Genomic DNA, 25,355 nt, shown 5'->3' with positions numbered 1-25,355 from the left:
TGTTACTGTTTAATTTTCATATGCGTGCTGTTAACCACATTGTTTGTTAGTTACACGCTGGTACTAAATCTTATTACATTGATACGAGTCTTGCTAATTTTGATTCTAGGTGTGTTGTTTCTGATTATTGTATAAGTTGTAATTACGATTTAATCTTTTCTATGAACGTGAAGTATGTAATAGAATCGTGAGTGTTTTATATAAGTGCATTCGTGTATATATAGTTTCGCAATGTCTTTTGATAAATTTTGATAAACTTTGATAAAGTTTGATAAGTGAGAGTTGTATGAGGGGGTATTTTAATGCGTATTTTGATTACTGGTTTTACGCCGTTTGATAATGAGTCTATAAATCCGTCGTGGGAGATTGCGCAATCAGTGCATGCTCCTGAGGGTGTGGAACTTGTTCGTTTGCAGATTCCTACGGAATTTAACAAGGGTGCGCAAAAAGTTATTGAGAAAATAGAGGAAGTTCATCCTAATGCTGTGCTTTCGTTAGGGCAATTTGGCGGTTCTGCTTGTTTTAATGTCGAGTATGTTGGTATTAACTGTAGAGCTGCGCGCATACCGGATAATAGTGGATATAAGCCTTGGTATGAGCCTGTTGTGCAAGATGGTGATGTGGCTTATAAAGCGACTTTGCCAGTTGTAAGCATAGTTGACGCTTTAAATAAAGCAAAATTGCCGGCGTCTGTGTCTTTTTCTGCGGGCGCATACGTGTGTAATGACGTGCTTTACAGTGTTTGTCATTATTGCCAGACTAAAAAATTGCCAATTAAGAGCGGTTTCATTCACGTTCCGTATTTGCCTGAGCAGGTTCTCAATAAGCCGAGCACGAGTTCTATGAGTTTAGCTGATATGCTTCGAGGCATTGAAATTGCACTGCGAGTGATTGCAAGTGATTGCGAGTGATTGCTAGCAAATAGCCAGGTATTTATTTTCTATGCTCGCTCAAGCACGCGCTCAATAGCGTTGTTTTGCGAAAGAAGATAAACGCAATACTGGTTCATGCTTATGCCTTCGGCTTGAGATTGCTCAGACAATTGTCTGTGTAATTCTTTAGGAAGACGCAATTTGAATTGCCCAGAATAATCATTTATCTCATGGTAAGACGGCTCTTTTATGTTTACTTTGCTTTGAAGTGCGGCTTCCAGCCAAGCCTTTTTAGCATCCTGCGCATTTGCTGCTGCTTCTTGTTCGGATTCTCCAGAACTCATGCACCCTGGCAAATCAGGGTAGTAGGACACAAATCCGCCTTCATCTGGATCTTTTACAATCTCCAGCTTGTATGGGAGTGACATGTAGTAGCTAAGCGTTTTATTCGTAAGTGTTTTCACCATATTTGATTTTCCTCTTTTATTTCTTCGTCTTCTGCTTCTACTACAGATTTCACCATTTCTACGTATATCTTTTTGATTGGTTCATGCTTAGGAATTGTAATTGGGTTGGCGTGATTTTTGCGAAAAGTATAATGACTGCTTCCGCTTCTTGGATTGCACATTTCATATCCGTAGGCTTCTAGCACTTTTTTCAATTCCTCAAATCTCATATCTTTAGATAAGCTAAGTATTCGCTTAAGTAATTTGTCCCATTGCGACATTTCACCCCCAGTTAATAGCGTGTTTTTGGTGTTTATAAAATTATAAGTGGTGTTACATATGGTGTCAATGTATTCGGTTTGCTGCATAGAAATTATGCAAATCATGATTTGGAGTGAAATATAAGAAACGATGCAAATTTAAACTAACTTTTGTTCGTACAAATATGGAAAGTCGTAAATTTATTTTATTAACAGAAATCTATGAACAGAAATTTATAAGACTATTTTATTAAAAGAGTTATTGTAATTTGTTGCCACGTAATTGGTAGGAGTAAATCCTCCATAGTTTTAGATTTATCCATGTGGCTATATTATTGTGGTTATGGCTGATTTTTCTCATATTCTTGCAACGCGTCCAGATTTTGATGAGTCTGATCGCGAATGGCTGCATCACCTTGTAGCAGACTGGCAGGTAATAGCAGACTTAAGTTTTGCAGACTTGCTTTTGATTATTCAAAACGGCAATGGTGATTACGTTGTAGCAGAACAATGTCGTCCGTCTACAGCAATCACACTTAGAACTGAAGATTTACTAGGTGTAAAACTAGACGAATCAATGCATCAAGAACTAAGTGCAGCAATGAGTAAGGAAACAAGTTTCCACTCTTCTGTATTAAGAACTGTTGGAAGAGCAACAGTTTGTAATGTTTACGCCCCAGTGCGTCATAATGGCAAGACGTTAGGTCTTGTTCTTAGAGAAACAAATCTTGCTACAAGAGAATCAAACGGTAGGTATGAGACCGAAAGCATTAATGCTGGCAAAACTCTGTTCGACATGATTTCGCGAGAGCAATTTCCATACCACGATTCAATGCTAAATCAGCGCCACAATGCTAGAGTTGCAGATGGTTTTATTATTTTAGAAGAAAGCGGAGTTGTGCGCTATGCTTCTCCTAACGCAATTAGCTGTTTCCGTAGATTAGGCGGATTAGACACTATGCAAGGCGAGTTTCTATGCGAGTTTGGAGCAAGATTGTTGCACACAAACGATGTTGTTCCTGAAAGTTTGCCTCTTGTACTAAGCGGTAAAGCGGATGTTGATTGCGAACTAGAAGTTAATAATTCTGTTGTTTCTATGCGCTCGCTTCCATTGTATGGTCCAAATGATCGAACGGGTGCAGTTGTTCTTTGTCGTGATGTTACAGAGGTTCTCCGTAGGGAAAAAGAGCTTCAAACTAAGAATGCTACTATTTCTGAAATTCATCATCGTGTTAAGAATAATCTTCAAGCTGTTTCTGCTTTGCTGCGTCTTCAAGCTAGAAAAACTAAGTCTGCAGAAGTACGTAAAGAATTAGAAGAAGCACAAAGACGCGTTCAGACGATTGCTCTTGTCCACGAAGGTTTAAGTCAAACAGCTGATGAGGTTGTTGATTTTGATAAGGTTATTTCTAGTTTGCTTAAAATGTCTATTGAGCTTGCTTCGCAAAATCAGAATATTACGATAGATTTTTGTGGCAAGTTTGGCATGTTGGCAGCACAAGATGCAACTCCTCTTTCTCTTGTTTTAACAGAACTTGTGACTAACGCAGTAGAGCATGGTTTTGAGGGAGTTAGTGAAGGACATATTAAGATTTCTGTTGGTAGAGGTGGGGATAATCTGAGTATCGTCGTCGAAGATGATGGAGAGGGTATTGAAAGTGAGTCTTTGCACGGTATGGCTAAGTCTTCTGGATCTGGGTTAGGCACTCAGTTAATCAATACTTTTGTTACTAACGACTTTGGCGGAACAGTTAAATGGGAGCAACGTAGAGAAGGTGGAACTCGTGTTCTTCTCGACATTAAGCTACGAGTTCCAGGAGTGGAGTAGATGTAGATTACAGTTCTGCATTTTGGTTTCTTCTTGCACGTATAGCCCTGCGTTTTAGTGATCGTCGTTCATCTTCACTAAGACCACCCCATACGCCGTAATCTTGGCTTGTTTCAAGCGCGCATCTTAGGCAATTGTCTGCAACGTTACAAGTTCTGCACACTGCTTTGGCTTCCTCAACCTGCTGATTAGATGCACTGTTACTTCCTACTGGGAAGAAAAGCTCAGGATCTTTGTCTCTGCATGCTGCTTTTGAACGCCAATCAAATGCGCTGCTCATAAATAAATATCCCCTTTAAAAAACGTAGCTTACGCTGGTTAAAACTATTATTAAACTTTGTTTTTAAAAACTATCCGCACTCAAGGAAACCATGAATATAACTTTTTTTCAAGACTTTTTTAAGAATTTTTTATTTTTTAATTTTTTGAATAATTTAAAATATCTTTTTTATGTAAAACTTTATGTAAAACTTAAAATCTGCAATAGATTAGCACTTCCAGGAATTACCATTACACATCTTCCTGGAGTTTGATAATCATCTACATTAAGAGTTTTTAGCAAGTCTGATGGTATTCCAAGCATTGTATCTGTTCCAGCATCTCCTGTTGGGAATATTATTCTTACTGGCGCTTGTTCTGGTATGCGAATATGCCTTGCATTTTGTGCGCAGAAAATTACAGTTATTTTTGGATTGACTAGTTTACTTTGAAATTCTTGAGACTTTGTGTCGCTACTAAAAGGTTCTAGCAGTGAGTCTGCATTGTCTAAAATATAAATATTTTGCGAATTGTTGTATGTGTTTCTTGATTTTATAGCTTTAGAAATTACGTTTATAAGATTAGTTTTTCCTCTCTTATTTCCTCCAATAATTGCGATATTTCCCAGATTTGTAGGTAGAATTGCCTCGCTTAAATTAATGCCATCGTCTTTTAAGCCTATTAACAATCCATCTTCTTTACTTAAGTCATAGCTAAAGTCAGAATTAAACCTAGAAGATTTATTGTTGCAAAAAGTATTATTGCAATAATTTTTGATTGTTGAATAACCTAAATATCTTGGTAATGGAGCACTGAATAGTTGTTTAGGCTGATTATAGTAGTAGAATTTTCCAGCTAATTTTATTGCTTGTATAAGAGAATCTTTGTTTCTGCTTTGTGAGCATTGTAATGCTATTATTCCATCTCCAGTGTTGCAGTATGCTGCTCCAGGATTGTTTGGATTTATGCTCGCTGCACAAGATGATCCTAATAATTCATGAGATTGCATTGCATCTCTAACTCTTAAACATATGTTTATAGACATATTTGCTTTCATGTCTGCATTTACTTGTGCCATTGGATTCTGTGTACATGCTATAAGGTGCATTCCTAAGGATCTTCCAACTGATGCTATTCGTATAAGACGATTCATGTAGTCTGGCAATTGATTTTTTAATGCGTGAAATTCGTCTATAACAATAGCCAGTGAAGGCTGGTATGGTTTTACTTGATTAATATCATGGCATCCTTGGCATGCTACTAATCTTTCTCTTCTATCTAATTCTTTTTCTAAGCCTTTAAGTGCTCTTACTGCATGTTGAAGGTTTAGATCTCCTACATTCCCAATGCTGTGTGGGAGTGTGGAAAGAGCGTCAAATGTGGCTCCACCCTTAAAATCCATAAAAACAAATTGCAAAGATTTGGGGGAGTAGTTGAATGCTAAAGCCAAACACCATGATGTTAGTAACACAGATTTGCCTGAGCCTGTTGTACCTGCTACAAGAGCGTGTGGTCCGTTTCTAATAAGATCTAAACAAAAATATCCGTTTTCGCTTATACCGATTGGTGCTACGAGTTTTTTATTTGACTCATTGGAAGATTTTAGCCAAGAGTAAACAACATTTTTCCATGGAGGAGTAGCATGATTTACTATATTTTTAGAATTACTTATGCTGCTTATTTGATTCGCATTATTTATCAGTATTGCTTCTAAATTTATTGGAACAAGCGTATTCGGAACACCTTGAACATGCTGGCGACTTATCCTTTTAGAAAATTGTGTTTCAACATGTTTTTTAATATTATTTTCGTTTTTGTTATCACTTTTCTTATTCACATTGTATTGAATAATCTGTGGTATTAAGCAAGCAATATACATCATTATGCTTGGGACGACCATAGCTAACATCATCCAACTTTTTTGCAAGCACGCCATTATTGCTAGAGCAATATTGGCAAAAATCGGCACAATATTAGCTATAATCTGCATCCAAAACATTGATTTTGAGGATGCGTTTTTATTACAGATCGCGTTGTTTTCATAGTTTCTGTAGTTTTTACATTCCTTATGTTCCATAACGCAATCATGCATGAGTTTTTACAGTTTGTGCAAGGAAAATGCAGCAGTGTGGTTAAAGGTTTAAATACGATAAAACTTTTTGTGTTAATCGTGTTAATTGTGTTAATCGTATTCGTATTATTGTTGATTCATTAATTCTGCAAGTGTTCCTACGCTTCCAGGAGCATGTGTTCCTGCAGATAACTGGTTGAATAATTCAATATTCTTGGCGTCGTCTAACAATACTGATGATCCGACTCCGTAAACCTCATAATCAGGGTTTGTCCAATAAACTGTTCCCGTTACACCATCTTTTCCTGTAGCTTCTTTAAACGCAAGCCCCATGTTTAGTAGTGTTCCAGGATTTGTGTTTTCGTCTAACATTGCTGAATCGAGAGATGCTTTTGCAAATCCTTTTACGGTCCCAAAATTTGTAAGTGTGCTGCTAGATAATGCTTTTTTCATTATTGCGCTTATCACCATGCGTTGTCTTGCTGCTCTACCAAAGTCGGATTGTGGATCCGCGTATCTCATTCTGGAAAAAGCTAGAGCAACTGTTCCGTCTACGCTATGGCATCCAGCTGTCCAATTAAGACCACTGTATGCATCATTTACAGTACGGTTATAGCATAAATCTATTCCGCCCAAAGAATTTACAACTTTTGTAAGTCCTTCGAATTTTATTTCTGCTACATGATCTATTTTGTGACCAGTTATTTTTTCGACTGTTTTTGTTAAGGCTCGTTTTCCAATATCTTGCGCAACAGTGTTTATTTTCATTTGCTGACCATTTATTGAAACAAGCGAATCTCTTGGAATTGATATTAAAGAGCTGTGTCCGCTTACAGGTTTTGTTAGTACAAGAATAGTGTCTGTTCTAAAGCCTGTTATCTCTTTAGCCTCTTCGCCTTCTCTCTGGTCTGATCCTAGAATAAGCCATGTTGTTTCTTGAGTGTCTTCTGTATTAGTCAACCATGGTTCGCGTTTTATTTGTGAATCAACCCAGTTCCAAGATAACGCTCCACACACTCCTACAATAATTAAGAGCGTTACTAACAATAAAGTTAAATATTTTAAGAAATGATGTTTTTTTCTATAACCTATAGGGTTATTAGCAGGATTATCAATTGATTCTACATCGTCTGGTTTTTCAAAGATTTTATTAGACGTTCCTATATAAGACTCAGGTGAAATCATATACGATTCGGAATTTGAATATGCTGTGCTAATCGGTTGCACATTAATTGATGGTGTTATATTCGATATTTTTGGATGACTTGTGTTGCCGTTTTTGCGCGATGTTGGTGCAAAAGATGGTGCTTTTTGGTTTATTTGTGAGTTTTGGTTTTCTATTTCTTTAAATTTGTGATTCTGTTTAGGAGGAAAACTCGGTATTGCATTTCCATTATTTGCGCTTGTATTGTGTGAGTAAGAGCCATTCTTATTTTTTCTACGATTAGATGGTGCAAAACTAGGAGGATTATTCTGATTCCCTGAAGCGTCTTCTGGACGTTGCTGGCTCATTTATCCTCCTGTAGCATAACTCGTATGTGTTTGCTAATTAATAATTTCTAATCGTATTAACTCAATGCAATAACTAACAATGGCATTATAAAGCATTGTGGTTATAAAGTAGTGTCGAAAATATATTTTCTATCTTTCTTATTATTTCCCTTTTGGAACTGCGCAAATAGTGTTATTTAAGTATTTATCTGCAATACCCATGTAATGCCCAGTATTTGGATCTCTTATTGTTCCATCATTTGGATCCACTATGCCTCCACTATTTGGGTCTATTAGTCTGCCTAATTCGTCTTTAGCTAATCCAGTTTTTGGATTAATAGCGCTAAGTTTTCCTGCTGGTCCGCTATTTGTAGAATCGTAGGAACCTGTACTGTTCGTATTATCCGAATCGTCATTTGAGACATTGGAATCTTTAGAAGTTGATTTTTTATCTTCTTTAGAATTTTTCTTTGTAGATTTTTCAGACTTACTTTGCTTAGAGGCAAGATGCTTAGTAAGTGGTTTATTTTCTCTCATCAATTCCCAAACGTCTTCTGCACTGTCGTCAAGAATAACACGATTCTCGTCAGCTGGATCAGCTGTAATCGGTATTGTTTGTGCATAAATATTAGAAGTATTTAACTTGTGAAGGCTTGTTGCTAATCCAACCAGTGTTGCGGGATTTGCTAATCCTTCGCTTATATTAAGCGATTTTAGAGCAGATTTTGCAAGCTGATATAGCTGACCAGATTGTGTGAACAAGTTTTTAGACAATGCTTGATGAATAAGCTGTTTTAGTAGATATTGTTGACGCGTAGTTCGCATAATATCTGAGCCGTCGCTTGCAGTATCATGCCTCATTCTTGCATACTGTGTTGCTTGAACACCATCTAAATGCTGTAATCCGTGCTTTAAATTAACTCCAGTGTAGTAATCTTTAGTATCTACTGGAATACACAAATTTACGCCGCCTATTGCGTTAATCATGTCGCTTAGACCACTAAAGTCTGCAACAATGAAATTAGTTATATCTAATCCAGTAATTTCATTTACTGTTGCAAGAGTGCACGATGCTGCCGATGCTAAATCGCCGCCTTTAGCGTACCCAAGAGCAAAAATAGAATTGAACATCACTTTGCGCCTGGAAGGAATTTTTCCATTAGTCGTATTGCATGATGCTGCTTTAACCATTGAGTCTCTTGGAATAGAAACAATATTTATATAGGATCTGTCTGCGCTGATTTGAACAATCATCGCCGTATCTGATTGATGATTTTCATCTTCGCCACCGCCCTGAAAAGCACGGTTTCTGCCTTCTCGAGTATCTTGACCAAGAACAAGAATGTTGATTGTTTTACCAGCGTTAGGGTCTACTGCTTGAACTTTTTTGCCATCTTTTGTAATCATGTTAACAACACGAGATTGTATTGTAGACGAAAAATCAAGCCAAACAGCTGCTATGATTGTAGAAAAGAAGGCTAGAATGGCAACAATAACAATAGAAATTAATTTACGAGAATTATATAAAATATGATTGCTTAAGCTATGATGTGGAGCTGAGGAGTCCCAATAGTTAGTTTGGTACCGGCGGTCTTGTTCATAGCGAGAGGCTGCCATGCTTCCTTCTTTCGTAAACACACATATGAGCCATTATTATAGTGCATTCTATTGAGAATTATCTAAACATGCATAATACATACCCCTTGCGTACACTATTATGTATGGATTCATTAACCGCTGAGACTGATACGTTTGAAAATAATGTTTTACACGTTTTTTCAGCTTTAAATCGCAAGCAACCGCGTGAAGTTGATTCGTCGATTATTTCAATAATGAGTGTTGAGAGAGATACGCGGTTTTATGAAGACACTTTGCAAGCTTTAATCAATCAAACTGTTCTTCCAGGAACTATTGTTGTAGCTGATTGTGCTAATAGAGTAGAAAAAGAATCTGTAACATCTTTTAATGTTCAAATAGAACCAACAACATTATCTGGTCTAATTTCTAGCGCAGATTTTGTTAGTAATTATGGTGGTGATTTTTCTAACAACAATCAGGGTTATATACAGGAATCTTACGCAAAGATAAAGATTATTGTTATACCTATTAAATCTGCAAAATCTTTTGGCGATGCGGTAGAAAAATCTTTGAGAAAACTTTTACCATTGCAAGGCATTAAATCCTTGTGGCTTCTTCACGACGATTCAAAACCTTGCGATAACAAGTGTCTTGAAGCTTTAAGAGAAACATGGAGAAATACACCAACAGCTTGTATTCTAGGTGCAAAACAAGTGGATTGGCAGGGTAAGATTTTGCACAATGTTGGCATGTATGCATGGAAACATAGAGTGCATTCTCTTACTGTAGAAGGTGAACCAGATCAGGAGCAGTATGATTTTCGTGGAGATGTTTATTCTGTTTCTTTGGCTGGTGCTCTTGTTTCTCTTAGCGCATGGCAAACGATGCGAGGGACTCAACCTTGGTTAACAACGTTTGAAGAGTCTAACGATTTTTGTAGGCGAGTTATTTTAAGCGGTGGGCGAGTAGTTGTTGTGCCAAAAGCTCGCATAGCGCATAGAAGAGCGCGTTTTGATGGAATCCGCACTCGAAGTGGAGAAGAAAGACCTGTTGAAAAATCTAGTATTTGCTACGGTTCTGCATATTCGATTATGGCAAAACAAAGATATTTGTACACGGATATTCGTGTGATTATGTGGCCAATTGTTTGGTTGTGTAGCCTGCCTATGTCATTAATTCGCGCCTTGCAGTCTTTGTTTGCTAAGCAACCATATGTGGCATTCATGCACCTTATACTCCCGTGGATAGCATTAGCGCAATTTCCTAGAGCTATTTTTGCTAGAAGAAGAGTATCTAGAGTGGCGAAAGTGTCTTTGAAGAGGCTTTCGTCCCTTATAGCAAGTCGTAGCCAAATTACACGTTGGAAAGACAAGACTGTTGCTTTTAAAACTCAAAAAAAGGGAGTTATTTTAAGTCCGCTTGCAAGACGACATTTGCATAAGCGAATTTTACTTCGTTGGAGTGCTGCTATTTTTGCTTCTTTGCTTGTGTTTGCGGCTGTTATGCTTCTTTATGGTGCTCCTATTAGTAAGATTTTTTCTGGATCCTCGCTTTATTCAAGCCAATTGCTTCCAACTGGCTCTAGTTTTAATCAACTTTTTAATTCTGCAATCGGATCTTATATTCCAGATGATGGTTTTGCCTCTGCAATACCTCCATCTCCTCTTCTTATTATTTGGATGCTCGCCTCTATTGTGTTTGGTGGCAATACAATCGCTGCAGTAAGTGTTATTTTCTTCCTTGCAGCTCCAGCAATGTTGTTAAGTTTTTGGGCGCTTGCAGGAGTATTTACTCGTTCCGATATTGTAAGAGTTTGTTCTGGTATTTGTTGGACAATGATTGCAATGGCATTTGGCATATTCGCTAGAGGCGACTTACCAATGCTTCTAACAATGGTGTTTTTGCCAGCAGCATTTGCGTTTGCTTTCCACGCTGTAGGAATGTATGTTACAGAAGATCCAGTGCTTCCTGTTCCATCTATACAATGTGCTGCATGCGCATCGTTATGCTTTATGATTCCTCTTGCAGCTTGCCCTCAGCTTATCCTACCTATGATTGTTATTTTCGTAGCATCATTGATAATGGTTCGTTCACATCGTTTTATGCTAGCGCTTATGCCTATACCTTCTGTGTTGGTTCTTCTTCCAACTCTAGGTAGTGTAGTTCGCTATTTTGAATCTGGAATGTGGCGTCAGCTTTTTGCGACTATGGCTGTTCCATCGCAAAAAATCAATGGTGCTCCTAGAGTTGTCAACTATTTAGATGTTTTACTTAGAGCTTTCAATATTGATTTGAATCATTTTTCTTCCCAATCTTTGCCTATTATGCAGCTTCGCGGAATCATAATGATTGTGTTTGCTGTTCTCGCTTTGTTAATGGCTTTAGCTTCTCTTGCTCTTCCATTTGCTTTAAGAACTTCTAGAATGATGTGGGTTGTGATAGTAAGTGGTATGGCTCTTTCATTAGTTGCATCTCGAGTCGTTATCGCAGCGGATTTTGATGGTCCTATATCTTCTAGCGTTCTTCCAGGCGTATGTTTAAGCGCGCTTGGTGTGCTTGCTTGCATGTGCATGGTTGCCGGTAAAGCTGTTCATCGTTTTGAGCCTTTGCGAAGATCTAATATAAATATTGATAATAATCCAGACGATTATACGACGCGCGTTTCTAAGCGTGCTGCTATTAGGCGCTCTGCTAAAGCGATGCTCCGTAAGATTATTCATCTTGCTAGAGGAATTTTAGCTTTTGGTATTTTTGCTGTTGCTATTCTGCTCGGATTATTTGCTATAACAAGTGGTCCTTTAACTTCTGTTTATGCAAGTGATAACGGTTTACCAATGGTTGTTTCTGACTATTTAAGGAAGAATGACTCTAATCGAGTCCTTGCTATTAAAGCAATAAATAGTCGTGAGCTAGATATTTCACTTATGCGAACTGTTCGAGGTGATCTTATTGATCTATCTCCAGCATTACAAGTTCGAGATGTACTTTACGGGTATTCTCCTAGCAGAAACACACTATATTATGCAGCTTCTAAGCTTCTTTCTCATGCAGACGATGAGTCTATAGAAACTCTGAAACAGCTTGGAATAGGTGGAATTTATATTGTTAACGATTCCATAACTAAAACTAACTTATCTGCTAACAATTCCATCTTGTCTTCTGATAGTACTTCTAATAAGGAGGCTACAGAAAACCTGATTGCTAACGTTAATGCTTCCGATGGTACTCAACTTGTTGTTTCATCTGATCACGGAACATACTGCCGTTTTGATGTTGATAACAGTAAAAAATCTGTTTCAAAAACATCGATTTATAGCCATTCTCGTCCACTTTCATGGAGAATGCCTTGGTTTATTGTTTTTGCTTTAGTCCTATTATTGTATTGCTTAGTAGCGTTGCCGCGTTTTAATAATAGCAATTTAATAGAGCGTGTAGATGATTAGTTAGATGATTATGATTTATTAAACGAATAATATGTCAGGGAAGATTTAAATGAAGTCGAATAAGAATTCTAAAAATAGTCATCGCCATGCAGAAGAGTATGCTTCTGTTAATCTTTCTACTCGTTTTAGAAGATTCAAATTATTGTTATTGTCGCTTTTAAGTGCTGCAATACTAGTTTCTACTGCTGTTGTAATATCCTACACATCTCCGTTTAAACATATTATGGATGATCCTATTTATCCGAATGGAAGTGTGGAAAAACAAGTAAGTTCTACTAATTTTCAAACGGTTTGTCCGACTAGAGTATCTTTGCCAGATGTAGCAAATTATGGCGATAGTGAGTTTCAAGAATCCGAAGGTGATTTAAAGTCGGTTGCGCGATATGCGTCCTTTGGCAATGTTTATAAGTCCTCTGTACATGGTTTAAAAGATTCTGGAAATTCTAAAGATTTAGTCAATAAATCTTTTACTAATGTTTCTAATTCAGATGATGATAGTAAAGCTTATTTTGCTGAAAATAATGTAGACAAAGATGCTCAAATTTTAGAAAGCAATTTTCTTAATGCACAGTCTGGTACTGGATCAGTTGCTTCTAGTGTATCTTGGGCAACAAATGGGGATTTAAAAGGTTTGTCTGCTACTTCTTGCGTATCTCCATCAATGCGACAAAACTTTATTATTCCGCAAATATCGGAAGGTGTGTCAATAAGATTAAATTCTATTAATCTTTCATCAAAACCAACTGTTGTGAGTGTTAAAGCGTGGTCAACAAGTAGATCAGGTGCTCAAATGAATCTATCTACTGGAAGTACTTTTACTGTTCCAGCGCATAGTGACTCTTCTTTTAACATTTCTGCCGCAGCCGAGAAAACTAATGGGCTGTATATTCAAGTTTCAAGTGACCAAGCACCAGTTTCATCTTTTGTTAAAGTCGTTCGCTCTCAAGGACTTGTTTCTAAGGGAGTGGATATTATTCAGCCAACAAGCTCGGCGTCTAAGGAACCTGTTTTACCCGGCATTACAGATGGAGATCAGGTCAAAGCTTATATTTGGTCTGATAAAAGTGGGAAACTCGATTTATATTGGCTGGATGATTCAGGAAAGAAAAGCATTAAGGAAGTAGATCTTAATGCAAGGCAAGTTCAGGTTGTTGATTTAGGAAATGCTCCTAAGGGAGTTGGCGCTATTTTTGCTCAAAGCACTGTCTCGACTTTTATTATGGCTTCTGTTGAAAGAAACGGTAAAGATGGTCAGAGTGATATTGCTTTTGTTAATGCTGTTAATCCTATGACTAATAGTGCTTTTGTATCTCCGCTTTCTGCAGATGAAACTTCGTTATATATTGCAAATGGTTTAGTGGATAATTCTCACGTAACCATAAATGCTTATGATTCTTATGGAATAAAGGTATCTTCTAAAGCGGTTGATATTAAACCTTATACTGTTTCAACAATATATGCAAAAGATATTAATCCTAAAGCAATTATGTTTACGCTTAAATCAAAGTCTGGCGTATCTTTTGCTTCTAGGATTCAAAATAATACGGTAAATAGCGCGGGACTTGCAGGAGTTGCTTGGATTCCTTCTAAATCACTTGATCCTAACAGAATAAGTGTTAAGGTTAGAGCAAATCCTGCTATTGTGAAGTAGTTTATTTAGTAAACTATTTTAATTATCTTTACAATCCCCAGTCTGGGTCTATTTCTTCTGGTCTTCTGCCATACAATTCTGCTAGTCGTTGGACCATCTCATCTCGAATGGCGTATTGTAATTCTGCGCGACTAGTAACATGTGTGCATAGCGGCAGCCTGTACAATACGATTCTAGGTGGTATTCCTTTGGAAGCTGGAAATACTTGAGACATTATTCTTTTGTTGCTTTCCCAAAGTACTGGTTGAGATGGTGGAACGTCTTCTACAGCAAACTGCACGCCTTTTGTAAGATTAGACCATGCGCCATTAAGTCTTCGTATTTGACCAGCTACCATTGAGTCAAACATTCCGCTTGCTGTTCTGTACCGTGGTAGTCTTGTGCCAAACATTGGCATTCTCATTCCTCTGCCGTGTCGATTTTTATATCTTCGCTGTTCCCATATTAAAGACGTCATGCTTTAACTTTATTTGTATGCTAGGGCAATTTGACAAACTCATAGTGGAATAGATGGTGAAATAGATGGTGAAATAGATGGTGAAATGAGTGGTCTGCAAAACATGCAAGACACGTTGTAGTAAATATGTTAATAATATGGAATACTTGAATTGCAAGGTTTGTACAGGAGGCAAGTGTTGGAGTCTAATATTCATGAGTGGAATGAGCAAGGACTTTGTGAGTATCTTGTATCGTATTCGCTTATTGGTTTTGATTTAGACAATACTCTTGCTTGTTCAAAAAAGCCTATGACAAGTGGAATGCGTACAGTTTTTGGTGATTTGATAAATAGGTTGCCTATTGCTGTTATTACTGGCGGTGACTTGCGACTAGTTAAAAGTCAGATTTTAAATGTTTTACCTGCATATACAAGACTTGATAATCTACACATTATGCCGACTAATGGAGCAAGCTATTATCGCATTTCGGATGGGAGATTGTACTGCATTTACTCGCATAATATTTCTGACGATGATGCAAATCATGTTATTGAAGTAATTATATCTTGTGCTAAAAAAATGGGTTTGTGGAAGTGTGATTCAGATGAGAAACTTTGGGGGAGTCAGATAGAGAATCGTGGTACGCAAATCACTTTTTCAGCTTTAGGTCAACTCGCTCCTGTTGAATTTAAAAAACAGTGGGATCCTAGTGGAATTTTAAAAACTACTTTAGCTCAAGAAATTTCTAAAAATTTGCCTGATTTTTCTGTGCGTGCTGGTGGTTTTACTAGTGTCGATATTGTCAGCAAAGGCGATAATAAGGCTCAAGCTCTTAAGGCTCTTTCTTCCTATTGCCATATTCCTTTAAATAAGATGGCTTTTGTTGGAGATCGAATGTATGAAGGCGGTAATGATTACCCAACATCTTTAACTAGAGCTTTGGCTATTAGAGTAAAAGATCCTAGTGACACATTTAACTTGTGCACTGGAATGTTAAAACATCTTAATTCCTAGTGCGCTGATGTTTAGACAATTTTCTAATTCCATAAATATTTTCAAATTTTAAAATAGCCTTTAACCACATTGACTTAATTTTATTGCAATTACATTTTGTAATATTTATCGTCGATTTATGCTTTTAAAAAATCTAACTCATAAAATAAATGGGCTTATTCTTAACATTTCTTGGAAGAGTGTTTTTAAAACCATGGTTAATCTTATTCTTCCAGTTGGCTGCGCAGGATGTGATCTTCCTGATTGCGTTTTGTGCGATGATTGCACGAGTATGTTTAAAGAATGGCATAAGGATCCTTTGATAAGCGTAATGTGCGGAAATATTTATTCGTGCTCAACTTATGTAGGTTTTGTAAGGAAATCTTTGTTGTGTTGGAAGGATCATAGTAATCAACTTCTCGATAAGCCTTTTTCATATTTGGTTTCTCAATTGATAATCAAAGTTATTAGTGATTATAAAAATAGTTATGAAAGTAATTGCAAAAATACCGATGAAAATATTATTGAAAATCTTATTATCGTACCAATTCCATCGTCTTCTAAATCGCAAAGAAAACGCGGAAGAAAACACATGGATCCTATTGCTAAATACGTTTCTAAAAATCTTAAAGAATATGGTATTAATGCACGGGTTGTAAAAGCAATCAAAATGGGCAAAATAAAAGTAAAATCAGTTCAAGTTAAAGGAAGTAGGGGACGATCTTTGCGAACCACAAAAGGGTTTTTAGTAGACACAAGAATAGTGCCAAAAGGATGCAAAGTAATACTTTTAGACGACATTATCACTACAGGATCTACGATGAAAAATTGTGTTGAAGCATTAAAAGATTGTGGTATAACAGTTTTCGCGTGTTTTGCTATAGCAGGAGTATGGTCAAAGGAAAGTGTTTTATACGGATTATAATAACTCGTTATTTGTTATACGTAAGCGGTAGTGTAATCTCAAAATTAGCTCCACGCTTATCATCAACAACTTTTACAGTACCGTTATGCAATTGTGCAGCCCATCTTGCAATAGACAAACCCAATCCTGTGCCACCAGACTCAGTTCCAATACCTTGGCTTCCCTTAACAAATTTTCGGAAAATATCAGCCCTATCCTCCTTAGGAATCTGGTTTCCAAAATTAATAACGTTACAAACTAGAGTATTCTTCTCATGATTTGATTTTGCTGTTATAAGAATTTTAGTATTGTCTGCAGAATGTTTAATAGAATTAGAAACCACATTAGTAAACAATTGCGATAGGCGATTTTTGTCCCCAACAAGCGTAATATCATTTTCGACATTAAGACTTATATGATGATTATGCCCAGCATCCGCTATTTCTATAGGTTCGACAATACTGTTAAGAAAATCTTTAAAATCGAACTCTGTAATAACAAGACTTTCTGCACCAGCTTCTACTCTAGATAAATCGAGTAGAAAAGTGATTAAATCAGCCAACTTGTGAATCTGATTTAGAATAGCCTCCATATTCGACGGTGTTGGCTCTACAACTCCATCAGCAAGATTTTCTACCATAGCTTGTAATGCACTAACAGGTGTTCTAAGCTCGTGGCTTACATTAGCTATAAGATCACGCCTCATGTTATCAGCATGCTCTAGTTCTTCAGCCATTTCGTTAAAAGCTAGAGTTAATTTTCCAACCTCGTCTTTTCTATTCTCAATCTGAACTCGCACGGAATAATCACCATCTGCCATTGCTTCGGAAGCATCTCGCATTTGTCTAAGCGGAGCAGTTAATCCTCTGGAAAATGCGTAAGTTATGCCTAGCGCTACAGCTAGCGTTATAGGCATTGCAATCCATCCGCTTAACCCAACTTTTAAAAGAAACCAAGCCATTACAAATGCTATAGCTGTTGCAACAACAATAATCGCAGATAATTCACCTTTTAAAGACGCAAAAAACCCTATAAAACGATTAGGATGCAAAGCAGATCGCAAAGTGACCTCAGAAAAAGAATCGACTTTACCTACTTTATCAACAGAATTGTTATTGTTATTTTTATTATTTCTAGTTAAATATTTGGTCATAATCTTCATCAGGTGGCTCAAAAGCATAACCTATTCCATGTATTGTGCGAATCCAAGAAGAACCAATTTTATGTCTTAAAGATTTAACATGTGAATCAACAGTTCTAGTTCCAGAAGCATCTGGCCAATCCCAGACTTCTTCTAAAAGTGTTTCTCGTTTTAAAACATCATGAGGACGCTTTGCAAAAGTAGTCAATAAAGAAAATTCAGTAGGAGTAAAATGAATTTCTTTACCGTTAAGAGTAACAAGCCTCTGTCTAGGGTCAATAATCAAATCTCCAAACTTAAATAGAGCGTTATATTGCGCTCTATTTGCGATTAAAGTAGCTCTTTCAACTCTCCTCAAAATAGCAGCACATCTTGCGATAAGTTCTCTAGGAGAAAACGGTTTAGTAACATAATCGTCTGCTCCAGCGCTTAATCCAGCCAGTTTATCCGACTCAGCATCTCTAGCTGTAAGCATCAGCACAGGAATAGGGTATCTAGATACTATTCTGCGAGTCGCCTCAATGCCGTCCATAACAGGAAGCATGACGTCCATAATTATAAGATCAGGCTTTAAGGTTAAAGCAGCTTTAACAGCAGACACTCCATCAGAAACAACTCTAGCCTTCCAACCTCTGGCAACAATACGTTGCGCAATAGCTGTGGCTAAATCTGGCTCATCCTCTACAACAAGAATTGTTCGAGGAACACCTTTTTCTGATGGAGTGTCCAACATTTTAACCTAATTCAGATTCCTAACTTAAGTTATTAATTATCAACTAACTACTTGCTGACTGGCTTAAGGAATACAGCTCCAAGCGCTGGAACAGTAATCCTTGCAGAATATGGTCTTGAATGATACTCTTCAGCAGCGGCTGTGAATGTGCCATTGTGAATATCAGAACCACAATACTTAGCGTCGTCTGTTGTAAGAACTTCTTCCCATTGACCACCCTTAGGCAATGCCACTTGGTAATCTTGCCAAGCCTGACCAGAGAAGTTAACAACCACAACAATTTCTTCACCGTTATCACCAATACGAATGTAGCTTAAAGTATTGTGATCAGAATCGTCGCTAGTAAGCCACTGGAATCCGTCTGGCGTAAAGTCTTGGCTCCAGAATGCTCTAGAACTCTTATACAAAGCGTTAAGATCTGCTACCAACTTTTGTACACCTTGATGGAACGGCCATTGAAGCTCATGCCAATTAAGCGAATTGTTGAAGTTCCATTCGCAAGACTGGCCGATTTCTCCACCCATAAACAGAAGGTTCTTTCCTGGGTGAGACCACTGATATGCCAAAAGCGCACGAAGGCCAGCAAATTGCTGCCACTCGTCTCCAGGCATCTTTCCAAGAAGAGATCCCTTGCCATAGACAACTTCATCGTGGCTCAAAGGCAACACATAATGTTCGGAATATGCGTAAACCATAGAGAATGTGATTTCGTTGTGATGCCAACGGCGATTAATTGGCTCTTCCTTAAGGTATTGCAAAGTGTCGTGCATCCAGCCCATATTCCACTTTAAGCCAAAGCCTAAGCCGCCCATGTCTGTAGGAGCAGTAACGCCTTGATATGCAGTGGACTCTTCTGCAATCATCATAATTCCAGGATTATTCTTGTATGCAGTAGCGTTTGCTTCCTTAATAAAGTCAATAGCCTCAAGGTTTTCGCGTCCGCCATACATGTTTGGACGCCATTGACCAGCTTCACGGCTGTAATCCAAGTAGAGCATAGAAGACACAGCGTCTACACGCAAAGCATCAACGTGATATTCGCTAAGCCAGAAGCAGGCGTTAGCAACCAAGAAGTTACGAACCTCGTGTCTGCCAAAGTTAAATATGTACGTTCCCCAATCTGGGTGCTCGCCGCGGAGTGGATCTGGGTCTTCATAAAGCGCAGTGCCGTCGAATCTACCCAAAGCAAAGTCATCCTTAGGGAAGTGTGCTGGAACCCAATCCATAATCACACCAATTCCAGCCTTGTGGAGCTTGTTTACTAAGTACTTAAAGTCGTCTGGGCTTCCAAGCCTAGAGTCAACAGCGTAATAACCAGTCACCTGATAACCCCAAGAACCTGAGAACGGGTATTGGGTAAGAGGCATAAACTCAACGTGAGTAAAGCCTTCTTGCTGAACGTAATCAACCAGGTGATCTGCAAGTTCGCGATAATTATCGTAATCGCGATTCCAGCTATTTGCCTGAACTTCGTAGATGCTTACAGGACCATCGTGAGCATTAGTCTTTGCGCGATGTTCAAGCCATTCGCTATCGTGCCATTTAAATTCGGAATCAACAACAACAGATCCAGTATTAGGTGGAAGCTCATGAGAGCGCTCCATAGGATCTGCCTTCATAATCCAGTTTCCAGCTTGAGTCATAATCTCAAACTTATAAACTTCGCCTGCACCTACTCCTGGAATGAAAAGCTCCCAAATACCGCTAGATCCAAGAGAACGCATTGCGTGGCGGCGACCATTCCAATAGTTAAAGTTGCCAACAACTCTTACAGCGCGTGCGTTTGGCGCCCACACCGTAAAAGCAGTTCCAGTAACTTTTTTAACCATCTTGCCTGTTTCTGGGCTAACAAGACCCCAAGAATCGGTAATGCTTTTAACATGAGCACCCAGTGCTTCCCAAAGTCTTTCGTGTCTGCCTTCGCCAAACAGATACATGTCCATATCGCCAATCTGAGGCAAGTAACGGTACGGATCATCATCTACAGACTCGGTTCCATCCACTTCCACAGTGCGGATACGATAGCTAGGAACAGACCACTCTTTGCTCTTAGAATGCTTTGTGGCAGGAACAACAGCAGTAAAAATACCGTTGTATTCGTGTTTGGCTTCGTATTCTCCGCCCTTAGTAAGAATTGTTACCTTCTTGGCCATTGGTCGCAATACGCGAACCGTGGCAGTACCAGCGCCTTTGCCAGTTCCGAGATGTCCACCAAGGACCTCGTGTGGATTGTAGTATTCTGCGTTGCTGACCGCAGCAAGCACGTCCTGACGGACAGCCATTGCGATTGCATCTTCATTGATGTTAGATACTGTACTCATGTTGTCTATCATACAACATTATTTGCGTATGTCTTGTGTGTTTTGAGCAAAGTTTGACTAATCAGTCAAAAAAATATCTTTTCGAGCCTCAAGTCTTTGCCTTATGGAAAACTGAAATGAGTTTTTCTGTGCATACGGAGGGTTCTGTGGGTTATCAAGTCGGCGATATGGTCGTCTATCCTCGTCATGGTGCGGCTCGAGTCGAGGAAATTAGTGAACGCACTGTCAAAGGTATTACTAGGCAATACTTACGCTTAGTTGTATTGTCTTCAGATGGTTTAGAGATTAATGTCCCAGTAGACAATGTCAAAAAAGTTGGCGTTCGAGATATTGTAGGCGCAAAAGAAGTTGCTAAAGTTTTTGAAATTTTACGCACTCCTATTCTCGAAAAAGAAATGAATTGGTCTCGTAGATACAAGCTTAATGTTGAGAAAATCGCTACTGGCGATGTTAACAAGATTGCAGAAGTTGTTCGAGATTTATCACAGCGAGATGTAGACGAACATGGTTTGTCTGCAGGAGAAAAGCGTATGCTTGCTCGCGCTCGCAGTATTCTTATTTCGGAAATTGCATTATCTGAAAAGATTGACGAAGAGCAGGCAGAACGCTTGTTAAATGTGAATCTTGGATATGCTGATCCTCTGCCTGGAGATGAGCAACACCATACTCAAGCTCCAGAAGAAGCTGCTGCAGATACTCTTAGATTGCTTGCCGAGAGGTCTAAAAAATCTAAAAAGAAGTAGGACATAAAACTAAAAAGAAATAGGACATAAAAATTCACCTCCTAAGTTATAAAAATTTAGGAGGTGAATTTTATTCTTTATTTATATTTTTTTATATCTTCCTATATCTTCTACTTATTTTTATTTTTCAGATTTACTTTCCAGGATCCTGCTGACCTTTGTTAGACCTACTTGGATCTGGCTTAGAAACTGTAGGCTTTTCTGTAATAGGCTTATTTTGCTGAGAGGCTTCGTGCTTTCCCAACTCTTTTCTCATGTTAATCGTAGCTTTACCGGCATTGTCAATGTCTTCGCAAATTTTCATAACCCATTTTCTTAAATCGGTTGCATACGTTGGCATGAGCTCGTTAACCCACATCACAGACGTGTAGCTTCTTCCAGCTGTTCCAGTCAAAATGCTTATGTCAGTATTATTGCGTTGACTGTTGTTGATTATTACGTCAAATTTTCTTTCTTCTATTAATTTCTGGAATTTGTCCACATTAGTCTTATCAATAGCATCGTCTTGAGCAGCCTGAGTAGCATATTCTTTAGGAGTAGAATCCTCTATATTCATATCTGACATAAGCCAGAAAAGAATAGGATTAGTCGACGCATACTTTAAGTTTTTGTGATCTTTACCAAACTTTTCAATATACTCGTCAAGATTCTTTTCTTGAGATTTAACAGTATTAAGTCTTTTAGTAAAAATCTTCTTCTTTGACGGAAGAATCTTAGAGAAAACGTCGCAAATATTAGACGCCATAGCACTTCTCGCATCTTTGGACAACCATAAGTAAGGATTATCACCATTTAAAGCGCCAACTGTAGAAGCAGCATTTACTGTTTCGCTCTTTTTAGATAAGTATTTTGCAATCCAACTGTCATATCCAGCCCCGTTAGAAATCACAACTTGTGCATCATAAAGTTTTTGCAAATCCTTACTGGATGGTTTAAATGAGGAGGAATCAACATCTGGCTTGTTTATTATTGACTTAACAACAACATCGTTGCCTCCGATCTCTCTGGCTAAGCTTGCCCAAGATTCAAGTGTGGAAACAACTTTAATTTGTTTAATTTCTTTTTTTGTATGTGTTGTTTTTTCAGAAGATTGTGAATTTGCACCGCACCCAGCCATGCCAATCAACATTGATGGCACAATTGCGCAAGCTAAAATCGCTTTGCATATTTTCTTTGCGCGACTTAAATGAAAAGTATTTTCACACATCTTTGCGCCCCTTCCGTAAACAGCGTGCACGTACAAAAGTGTGGTACTGCTGTGGTACAGCTAATAAGTTGTATTACTAATAATAAATACCATTCTATTATTAATATCCTGTTATTAGTAGTTGTGTCGCGCACCTCTATACCTCACGATAGCCTATCCATACGAATATACTACGTGTACGAATTGTATTAGATGATTTGTAAGTTGAACATAAGAATTAACATGCGAGCTGGGAAGTGAATCATGGTTGTTGTATTAGATGGGAAAGCGCTAGCTGCAAGTATTAAAAGCGACTTAAAAAATAGAGTAGAAAAGCTTAAAGAAAAGGGCATTAATCCAGGGCTTGGAATGCTTTTAGTTGGAAGCGACCCTGGTTCGTTGAAGTATGTTGCTGGAAAACACAAGGATTGCGAAGAAGTGGGGATTCGCTCAATCCGATGCGATTTGCCAGAAGACGCTAGCGAATACGAAATTCTTACTGCTGTCGAAAAATTAAATAATGACCCTTCCTGCACAGGTTTTATAGTGCAATTACCTTTGCCAAAAGGCGTGGATTCTAAGAAGATTATTGAGGCAATAGACCCTGCAAAAGATTGCGACGGAATGCATCCGTACAATTTAGGCGAGCTGGTTATGCATATTTCGGGAGATATTGTTACACCTCTTCCATGCACGCCGCGAGGAATTTTGGCACTGCTAGATGCTTATAACATTGATCTTGAAGGCAAAAATGTGTGCGTACTTGGACGAGGAATTACTGTTGGACGAACAATCGGGCTGCTTCTTACGCGCAGGGGAGTAGATGCAACTGTAACATTATGCCACACGCGCACGCGCGATTTGCATGATATTATGATGCGCTCCGACGTTATTATTGCAGCAATGGGCAGCACTGGATTTGTAAAGCCTTGCGATGTTAAGCCTGGATGTGTGTTGGTTGATGTTGGTGTATCGCGCGTTTTTGATGAAGAAGTGGGCAGATATCGTGTAAAAGGCGATGTTGATGTTGCTTGTAGAGAAGTCGCGGGAGCGTATTCGCCAAATCCTGGTGGAGTGGGTCCAATGACTCGCGCAATGCTATTGGCTAATGTTGTTGACATGGCTGAGCGAGCAGCAAGCGGCGAGTAGTGTTAAGTAGCAAATATCAAGTAGCGCGACACGCCCGAAGTAAAACGGCGATTTTGGCTATGCCTATATATAACATTGACAGAGCGCGTGCATAGTGCGCGTACAAAAGTCATAATTTAATATCGAGTAATATCCACCCCAAGAAGAAACCACTAATAAGTAATGGCAGAGAATAATAACGAAGTCGCCAAGGTTGCGATTAATGATATTGGCACCGAAGAAGACTTCATCAAGGCAGTCGATTCAACCATCAAGAATTTTGACGATGGTGATTTAGTTGAAGGTACAGTCGTAAAGATTGATCACGACGAAGTATTGTTGGACATCGGCTACAAAACTGAAGGTGTAATCCCTTCCCGTGAACTTTCCATCAAGAAAGACGTTGATCCAGATGATGTTGTTGAAGTTGGCGACACCATCGAAGCCCTTGTTGTAACTAAGGAAGACAAGGAAGGACGTCTTATTCTCTCCAAGAAGCGTGCACAGTATGAGCGTGCTTGGGGTGATATTGAGAAGATCAAGGATGCAGACGGTATTGTTGAAGGTACCGTTATTGAGGCTGTTAAGGGCGGCTTGATTGTAGACATCGGTTTGCGCGGCTTCTTGCCAGCTTCCCTCGTTGAAATGCGTCGCGTTCGCGATCTTTCCCCATACATTGGCCAGAAGATTAAGGCTAAGATTCTTGAGCTCGATAAGAATCGCAACAATGTTGTACTTTCTCGTCGTCAATTCCTCGAGGAAACCCAGTCCGAAGTTCGCGAGACCTTCCTTTCGCAGCTTAAGAAGGGTCAGATTCGTGAAGGCGTTGTGTCTTCTATCGTGAACTTCGGCGCATTCGTTGATCTCGGCGGTGTTGACGGTCTCATTCACGTTTCCGAGCTTTCTTGGAAGCATATCGATCACCCATCCGAGGTTGTTAAGGTTGGCGATAAGGTCACTGTTGAGGTTCTCGACGTTGATCTCGATCGCGAACGCATCTCCCTCTCCCTTAAGGCAACTCAGGAAGATCCATGGCAGCGCTTCGCTCGTACCCATGTTCCTGGACAGGTTGTTAAGGGTAAGGTCACCAAGATTGTTCAGTTCGGTGTGTTCATCTCCGTTGAAGACGGCATCGAAGGCTTGGTTCACATTTCCGAGCTTGCTAACCGTCATGTAGAGAACCCAGAAACTGTTGTTAAGGGTGGCGAAGAAGTATTCGTTAAGGTTATTGACGTAGACCTCGATCGTCGTCGTATCTCGCTCTCCTTGAAGCAGGCTAACGAGGCTGTTGATCCAAATTCTGAAGATTTCGATCCAGCTCTCTACGGCATGCCAGCTGAGTATGACGAAGAAGGAAACTACAAGTACCCAGAAGGCTTCGATCCAAACACTAACGAGTGGATTGCTGGTTACGAGCAGCAGCGCGAAGAGTGGGAAGCACAGTATGCAGCAGCTCACGAATTGTGGGAGCAGCACAAGGTGTTTGCCGCTAAGGAACTCGCAGCTGCAGCAGAATCCGCAGCCGCTGATGGTCAGAACGAAGAAGCTGAAAAGAAGCCAGCTAAGGAAGAAAAGAAGGAAGAAGTTGCTTCCAACTATTCTTCTGAAGCAGCTAGCGAAGGTGCTTTAGCTGATTCCGATCAGCTCGCAGCTTTGCGCGAACAGCTTTTGAGCGAAAAGAAGTAGTTTCTACTTTCTACTAGAAGTTTATTAACAATTGCCCTGATGAGTTACCATCGGGGCAATTTTGTTTATGTTTGGTTACTGTTTGGTTACTGTTTTGAGTATGTTTTACGAGTATTTTTGTGACTCAAGTTTTGTAATTAAATATAGGTACAATTAATTTTCTTTTAAGAATAATGATTATATGA

General features: G+C 38.8%; 20 protein-coding genes. 9 read left to right on the top strand and 11 right to left on the bottom strand.

Annotation, left to right across the window (positions count from 1 at the left end; genetic code table 11):
* The first annotated feature begins 302 nt into the window (after positions 1–302).
* On the top strand, positions 303–911 hold the full coding sequence (locus HXT53_RS04610) for a pyroglutamyl-peptidase I (protein WP_004114816.1): 609 nt from the start codon (positions 303–305) through the stop codon (positions 909–911).
* 29 nt (positions 912–940) lie between these two features.
* Here HXT53_RS04610 and HXT53_RS04605 read toward each other — a convergent pair whose 3' ends face one another.
* Entirely contained in the window at positions 941–1,339 is a 399-nt protein-coding gene (locus HXT53_RS04605; RefSeq protein WP_009993678.1) for a type II toxin-antitoxin system HicB family antitoxin, read from the bottom strand.
* Entirely contained in the window at positions 1,333–1,599 is a 267-nt protein-coding gene (locus HXT53_RS04600) for a type II toxin-antitoxin system HicA family toxin (protein ID WP_004113190.1), read from the bottom strand. The genes HXT53_RS04605 and HXT53_RS04600 overlap by 7 nt, the downstream gene beginning before the upstream one ends.
* 322 nt (positions 1,600–1,921) lie before the next feature.
* On the opposite strand from HXT53_RS04600, the gene HXT53_RS04595 reads away from it, so the two are divergent.
* Positions 1,922–3,406 carry a sensor histidine kinase gene (locus HXT53_RS04595; protein ID WP_032837358.1) on the top strand — a complete coding sequence of 495 codons (1,485 nt, stop codon included), beginning with the start codon at positions 1,922–1,924 and terminating at the stop codon, positions 3,404–3,406.
* A 7-nt stretch (positions 3,407–3,413) separates the two neighbouring features.
* On the opposite strand, the gene HXT53_RS04590 is transcribed toward HXT53_RS04595, so the two are convergent.
* The 4 genes from HXT53_RS04590 to HXT53_RS04575 all read right to left on the bottom strand — a co-directional run bounded on the left by HXT53_RS04590 (position 3,414) and on the right by HXT53_RS04575 (position 8,843).
* Entirely contained in the window at positions 3,414–3,686 is a 273-nt protein-coding gene (locus HXT53_RS04590) for a WhiB family transcriptional regulator (RefSeq protein ID WP_004113182.1), read from the bottom strand.
* Between the two features lie 180 nt (positions 3,687–3,866).
* Positions 3,867–5,756, bottom strand: coding sequence for an FtsK/SpoIIIE domain-containing protein (locus tag HXT53_RS04585; RefSeq protein WP_050543889.1), 1,890 nt, complete (start codon positions 5,754–5,756; stop codon positions 3,867–3,869).
* A 105-nt stretch (positions 5,757–5,861) separates the two neighbouring features.
* Entirely contained in the window at positions 5,862–7,247 is a 1,386-nt protein-coding gene (locus HXT53_RS04580; RefSeq protein WP_009994387.1) for an LCP family protein, read from the bottom strand.
* A gap of 141 nt (positions 7,248–7,388) precedes the next feature.
* On the bottom strand, positions 7,389–8,843 hold the full coding sequence (locus HXT53_RS04575) for an LCP family protein (protein WP_032836381.1): 1,455 nt from the start codon (positions 8,841–8,843) through the stop codon (positions 7,389–7,391).
* Positions 8,844–8,947: 104 nt separating this feature from the next.
* On the opposite strand from HXT53_RS04575, the gene HXT53_RS04570 reads away from it, so the two are divergent.
* Positions 8,948–12,247, top strand: a complete 3,300-nt coding sequence (locus HXT53_RS04570) for a glycosyltransferase family 2 protein (protein WP_065189377.1) — start codon at positions 8,948–8,950, stop codon at positions 12,245–12,247.
* Positions 12,248–12,296: 49 nt separating this feature from the next.
* Complete coding sequence (locus tag HXT53_RS04565; protein WP_020759466.1) at positions 12,297–13,898, top strand: DUF5719 family protein; 1,602 nt, start codon at positions 12,297–12,299, stop codon at positions 13,896–13,898.
* Positions 13,899–13,926: 28 nt separating this feature from the next.
* Here the strand turns inward: HXT53_RS04565 and HXT53_RS04560 are convergent, their stop codons facing one another.
* Entirely contained in the window at positions 13,927–14,355 is a 429-nt protein-coding gene (locus HXT53_RS04560) for a metallopeptidase family protein (RefSeq protein WP_004138024.1), read from the bottom strand.
* A 175-nt stretch (positions 14,356–14,530) separates the two neighbouring features.
* Here HXT53_RS04560 and HXT53_RS04555 point away from each other — a divergent pair, with 175 nt between their 5' ends.
* On the top strand, positions 14,531–15,349 hold the full coding sequence (locus HXT53_RS04555) for an HAD-IIB family hydrolase (protein WP_004113169.1): 819 nt from the start codon (positions 14,531–14,533) through the stop codon (positions 15,347–15,349).
* Between the two features lie 118 nt (positions 15,350–15,467).
* Positions 15,468–16,253 carry a ComF family protein gene (locus tag HXT53_RS04550; RefSeq protein ID WP_020759464.1) on the top strand — a complete coding sequence of 262 codons (786 nt, stop codon included), beginning with the start codon at positions 15,468–15,470 and terminating at the stop codon, positions 16,251–16,253.
* Positions 16,254–16,260: 7 nt separating this feature from the next.
* On the opposite strand, the gene HXT53_RS04545 is transcribed toward HXT53_RS04550, so the two are convergent.
* From HXT53_RS04545 to glgB, 3 genes are read right to left on the bottom strand one after another with little or no spacing between them, the layout of a single operon-like run.
* The gene (locus tag HXT53_RS04545; RefSeq protein WP_004114833.1) at positions 16,261–17,394 is read right to left on the bottom strand and encodes a sensor histidine kinase; all 1,134 of its coding nucleotides are present in this window, start codon (positions 17,392–17,394) and stop codon (positions 16,261–16,263) included.
* Positions 17,366–18,106 (bottom strand): response regulator transcription factor, encoded by a 741-nt coding sequence (locus tag HXT53_RS04540; protein WP_421780033.1) that lies wholly within the window; start codon positions 18,104–18,106, stop codon positions 17,366–17,368. Before HXT53_RS04540 ends, HXT53_RS04545 begins: the two co-directional genes overlap by 29 nt.
* Before the next feature lie 47 nt (positions 18,107–18,153).
* Positions 18,154–20,427 carry a 1,4-alpha-glucan branching protein GlgB gene (gene glgB, locus HXT53_RS04535; protein ID WP_004117613.1) on the bottom strand — a complete coding sequence of 758 codons (2,274 nt, stop codon included), beginning with the start codon at positions 20,425–20,427 and terminating at the stop codon, positions 18,154–18,156.
* Positions 20,428–20,573: 146 nt separating this feature from the next.
* On the opposite strand from glgB, the gene HXT53_RS04530 reads away from it, so the two are divergent.
* Positions 20,574–21,170, top strand: coding sequence for a CarD family transcriptional regulator (locus tag HXT53_RS04530; RefSeq protein ID WP_009994378.1), 597 nt, complete (start codon positions 20,574–20,576; stop codon positions 21,168–21,170).
* Positions 21,171–21,303: 133 nt separating this feature from the next.
* Here the strand turns inward: HXT53_RS04530 and HXT53_RS04525 are convergent, their stop codons facing one another.
* Complete coding sequence (locus HXT53_RS04525; protein ID WP_004114839.1) at positions 21,304–22,377, bottom strand: metal ABC transporter solute-binding protein, Zn/Mn family; 1,074 nt, start codon at positions 22,375–22,377, stop codon at positions 21,304–21,306.
* 243 nt (positions 22,378–22,620) lie between these two features.
* Between HXT53_RS04525 and HXT53_RS04520 the strand changes: the two genes are divergently transcribed.
* Positions 22,621–23,505: a bifunctional methylenetetrahydrofolate dehydrogenase/methenyltetrahydrofolate cyclohydrolase gene (locus HXT53_RS04520; RefSeq protein ID WP_421780030.1), complete on the top strand. Its 885-nt coding sequence runs from the start codon at positions 22,621–22,623 to the stop codon at positions 23,503–23,505.
* A 162-nt stretch (positions 23,506–23,667) separates the two neighbouring features.
* Entirely contained in the window at positions 23,668–25,170 is a 1,503-nt protein-coding gene (rpsA, locus tag HXT53_RS04515; protein WP_004113153.1) for a 30S ribosomal protein S1, read from the top strand.
* The last annotated feature ends 185 nt before the right edge of the window (positions 25,171–25,355 follow it).

Source organism: Gardnerella sp. KA00390, assembly GCF_049244075.1.
Taxonomy (GTDB): Bacteria; Actinomycetota; Actinomycetes; order Actinomycetales; family Bifidobacteriaceae; genus Bifidobacterium; species Bifidobacterium vaginale.
This window is presented reverse-complemented; position numbering and strand designations above follow the sequence as displayed.

Excerpts from the sequence above, each read along its gene's own strand:
- HXT53_RS04610 (WP_004114816.1), top strand. The coding sequence starts at position 303 with ATGCGTATTTTGATTACTGGTTTTACGCCGTTTGATAATGAGTCTATA.
- HXT53_RS04605 (WP_009993678.1), bottom strand. The coding sequence starts at position 1,339 with ATGGTGAAAACACTTACGAATAAAACGCTTAGCTACTACATGTCACTC.
- HXT53_RS04600 (WP_004113190.1), bottom strand. The coding sequence starts at position 1,599 with ATGTCGCAATGGGACAAATTACTTAAGCGAATACTTAGCTTATCTAAA.
- HXT53_RS04595 (WP_032837358.1), top strand. The coding sequence starts at position 1,922 with ATGGCTGATTTTTCTCATATTCTTGCAACGCGTCCAGATTTTGATGAG.
- HXT53_RS04590 (WP_004113182.1), bottom strand. The coding sequence starts at position 3,686 with ATGAGCAGCGCATTTGATTGGCGTTCAAAAGCAGCATGCAGAGACAAA.
- HXT53_RS04585 (WP_050543889.1), bottom strand. The coding sequence starts at position 5,756 with ATGCATGATTGCGTTATGGAACATAAGGAATGTAAAAACTACAGAAAC.
- HXT53_RS04580 (WP_009994387.1), bottom strand. The coding sequence starts at position 7,247 with ATGAGCCAGCAACGTCCAGAAGACGCTTCAGGGAATCAGAATAATCCT.
- HXT53_RS04575 (WP_032836381.1), bottom strand. The coding sequence starts at position 8,843 with ATGGCAGCCTCTCGCTATGAACAAGACCGCCGGTACCAAACTAACTAT.
- HXT53_RS04570 (WP_065189377.1), top strand. The coding sequence starts at position 8,948 with ATGGATTCATTAACCGCTGAGACTGATACGTTTGAAAATAATGTTTTA.
- HXT53_RS04565 (WP_020759466.1), top strand. The coding sequence starts at position 12,297 with ATGAAGTCGAATAAGAATTCTAAAAATAGTCATCGCCATGCAGAAGAG.
- HXT53_RS04560 (WP_004138024.1), bottom strand. The coding sequence starts at position 14,355 with ATGACGTCTTTAATATGGGAACAGCGAAGATATAAAAATCGACACGGC.
- HXT53_RS04550 (WP_020759464.1), top strand. The coding sequence starts at position 15,468 with ATGCTTTTAAAAAATCTAACTCATAAAATAAATGGGCTTATTCTTAAC.
- HXT53_RS04545 (WP_004114833.1), bottom strand. The coding sequence starts at position 17,394 with ATGAAGATTATGACCAAATATTTAACTAGAAATAATAAAAATAACAAT.
- HXT53_RS04540 (WP_421780033.1), bottom strand. The coding sequence starts at position 18,106 with ATGTTGGACACTCCATCAGAAAAAGGTGTTCCTCGAACAATTCTTGTT.
- glgB (WP_004117613.1), bottom strand. The coding sequence starts at position 20,427 with ATGAGTACAGTATCTAACATCAATGAAGATGCAATCGCAATGGCTGTC.
- HXT53_RS04525 (WP_004114839.1), bottom strand. The coding sequence starts at position 22,377 with ATGTGTGAAAATACTTTTCATTTAAGTCGCGCAAAGAAAATATGCAAA.
- HXT53_RS04520 (WP_421780030.1), top strand. The coding sequence starts at position 22,621 with ATGGTTGTTGTATTAGATGGGAAAGCGCTAGCTGCAAGTATTAAAAGC.
- rpsA (WP_004113153.1), top strand. The coding sequence starts at position 23,668 with ATGGCAGAGAATAATAACGAAGTCGCCAAGGTTGCGATTAATGATATT.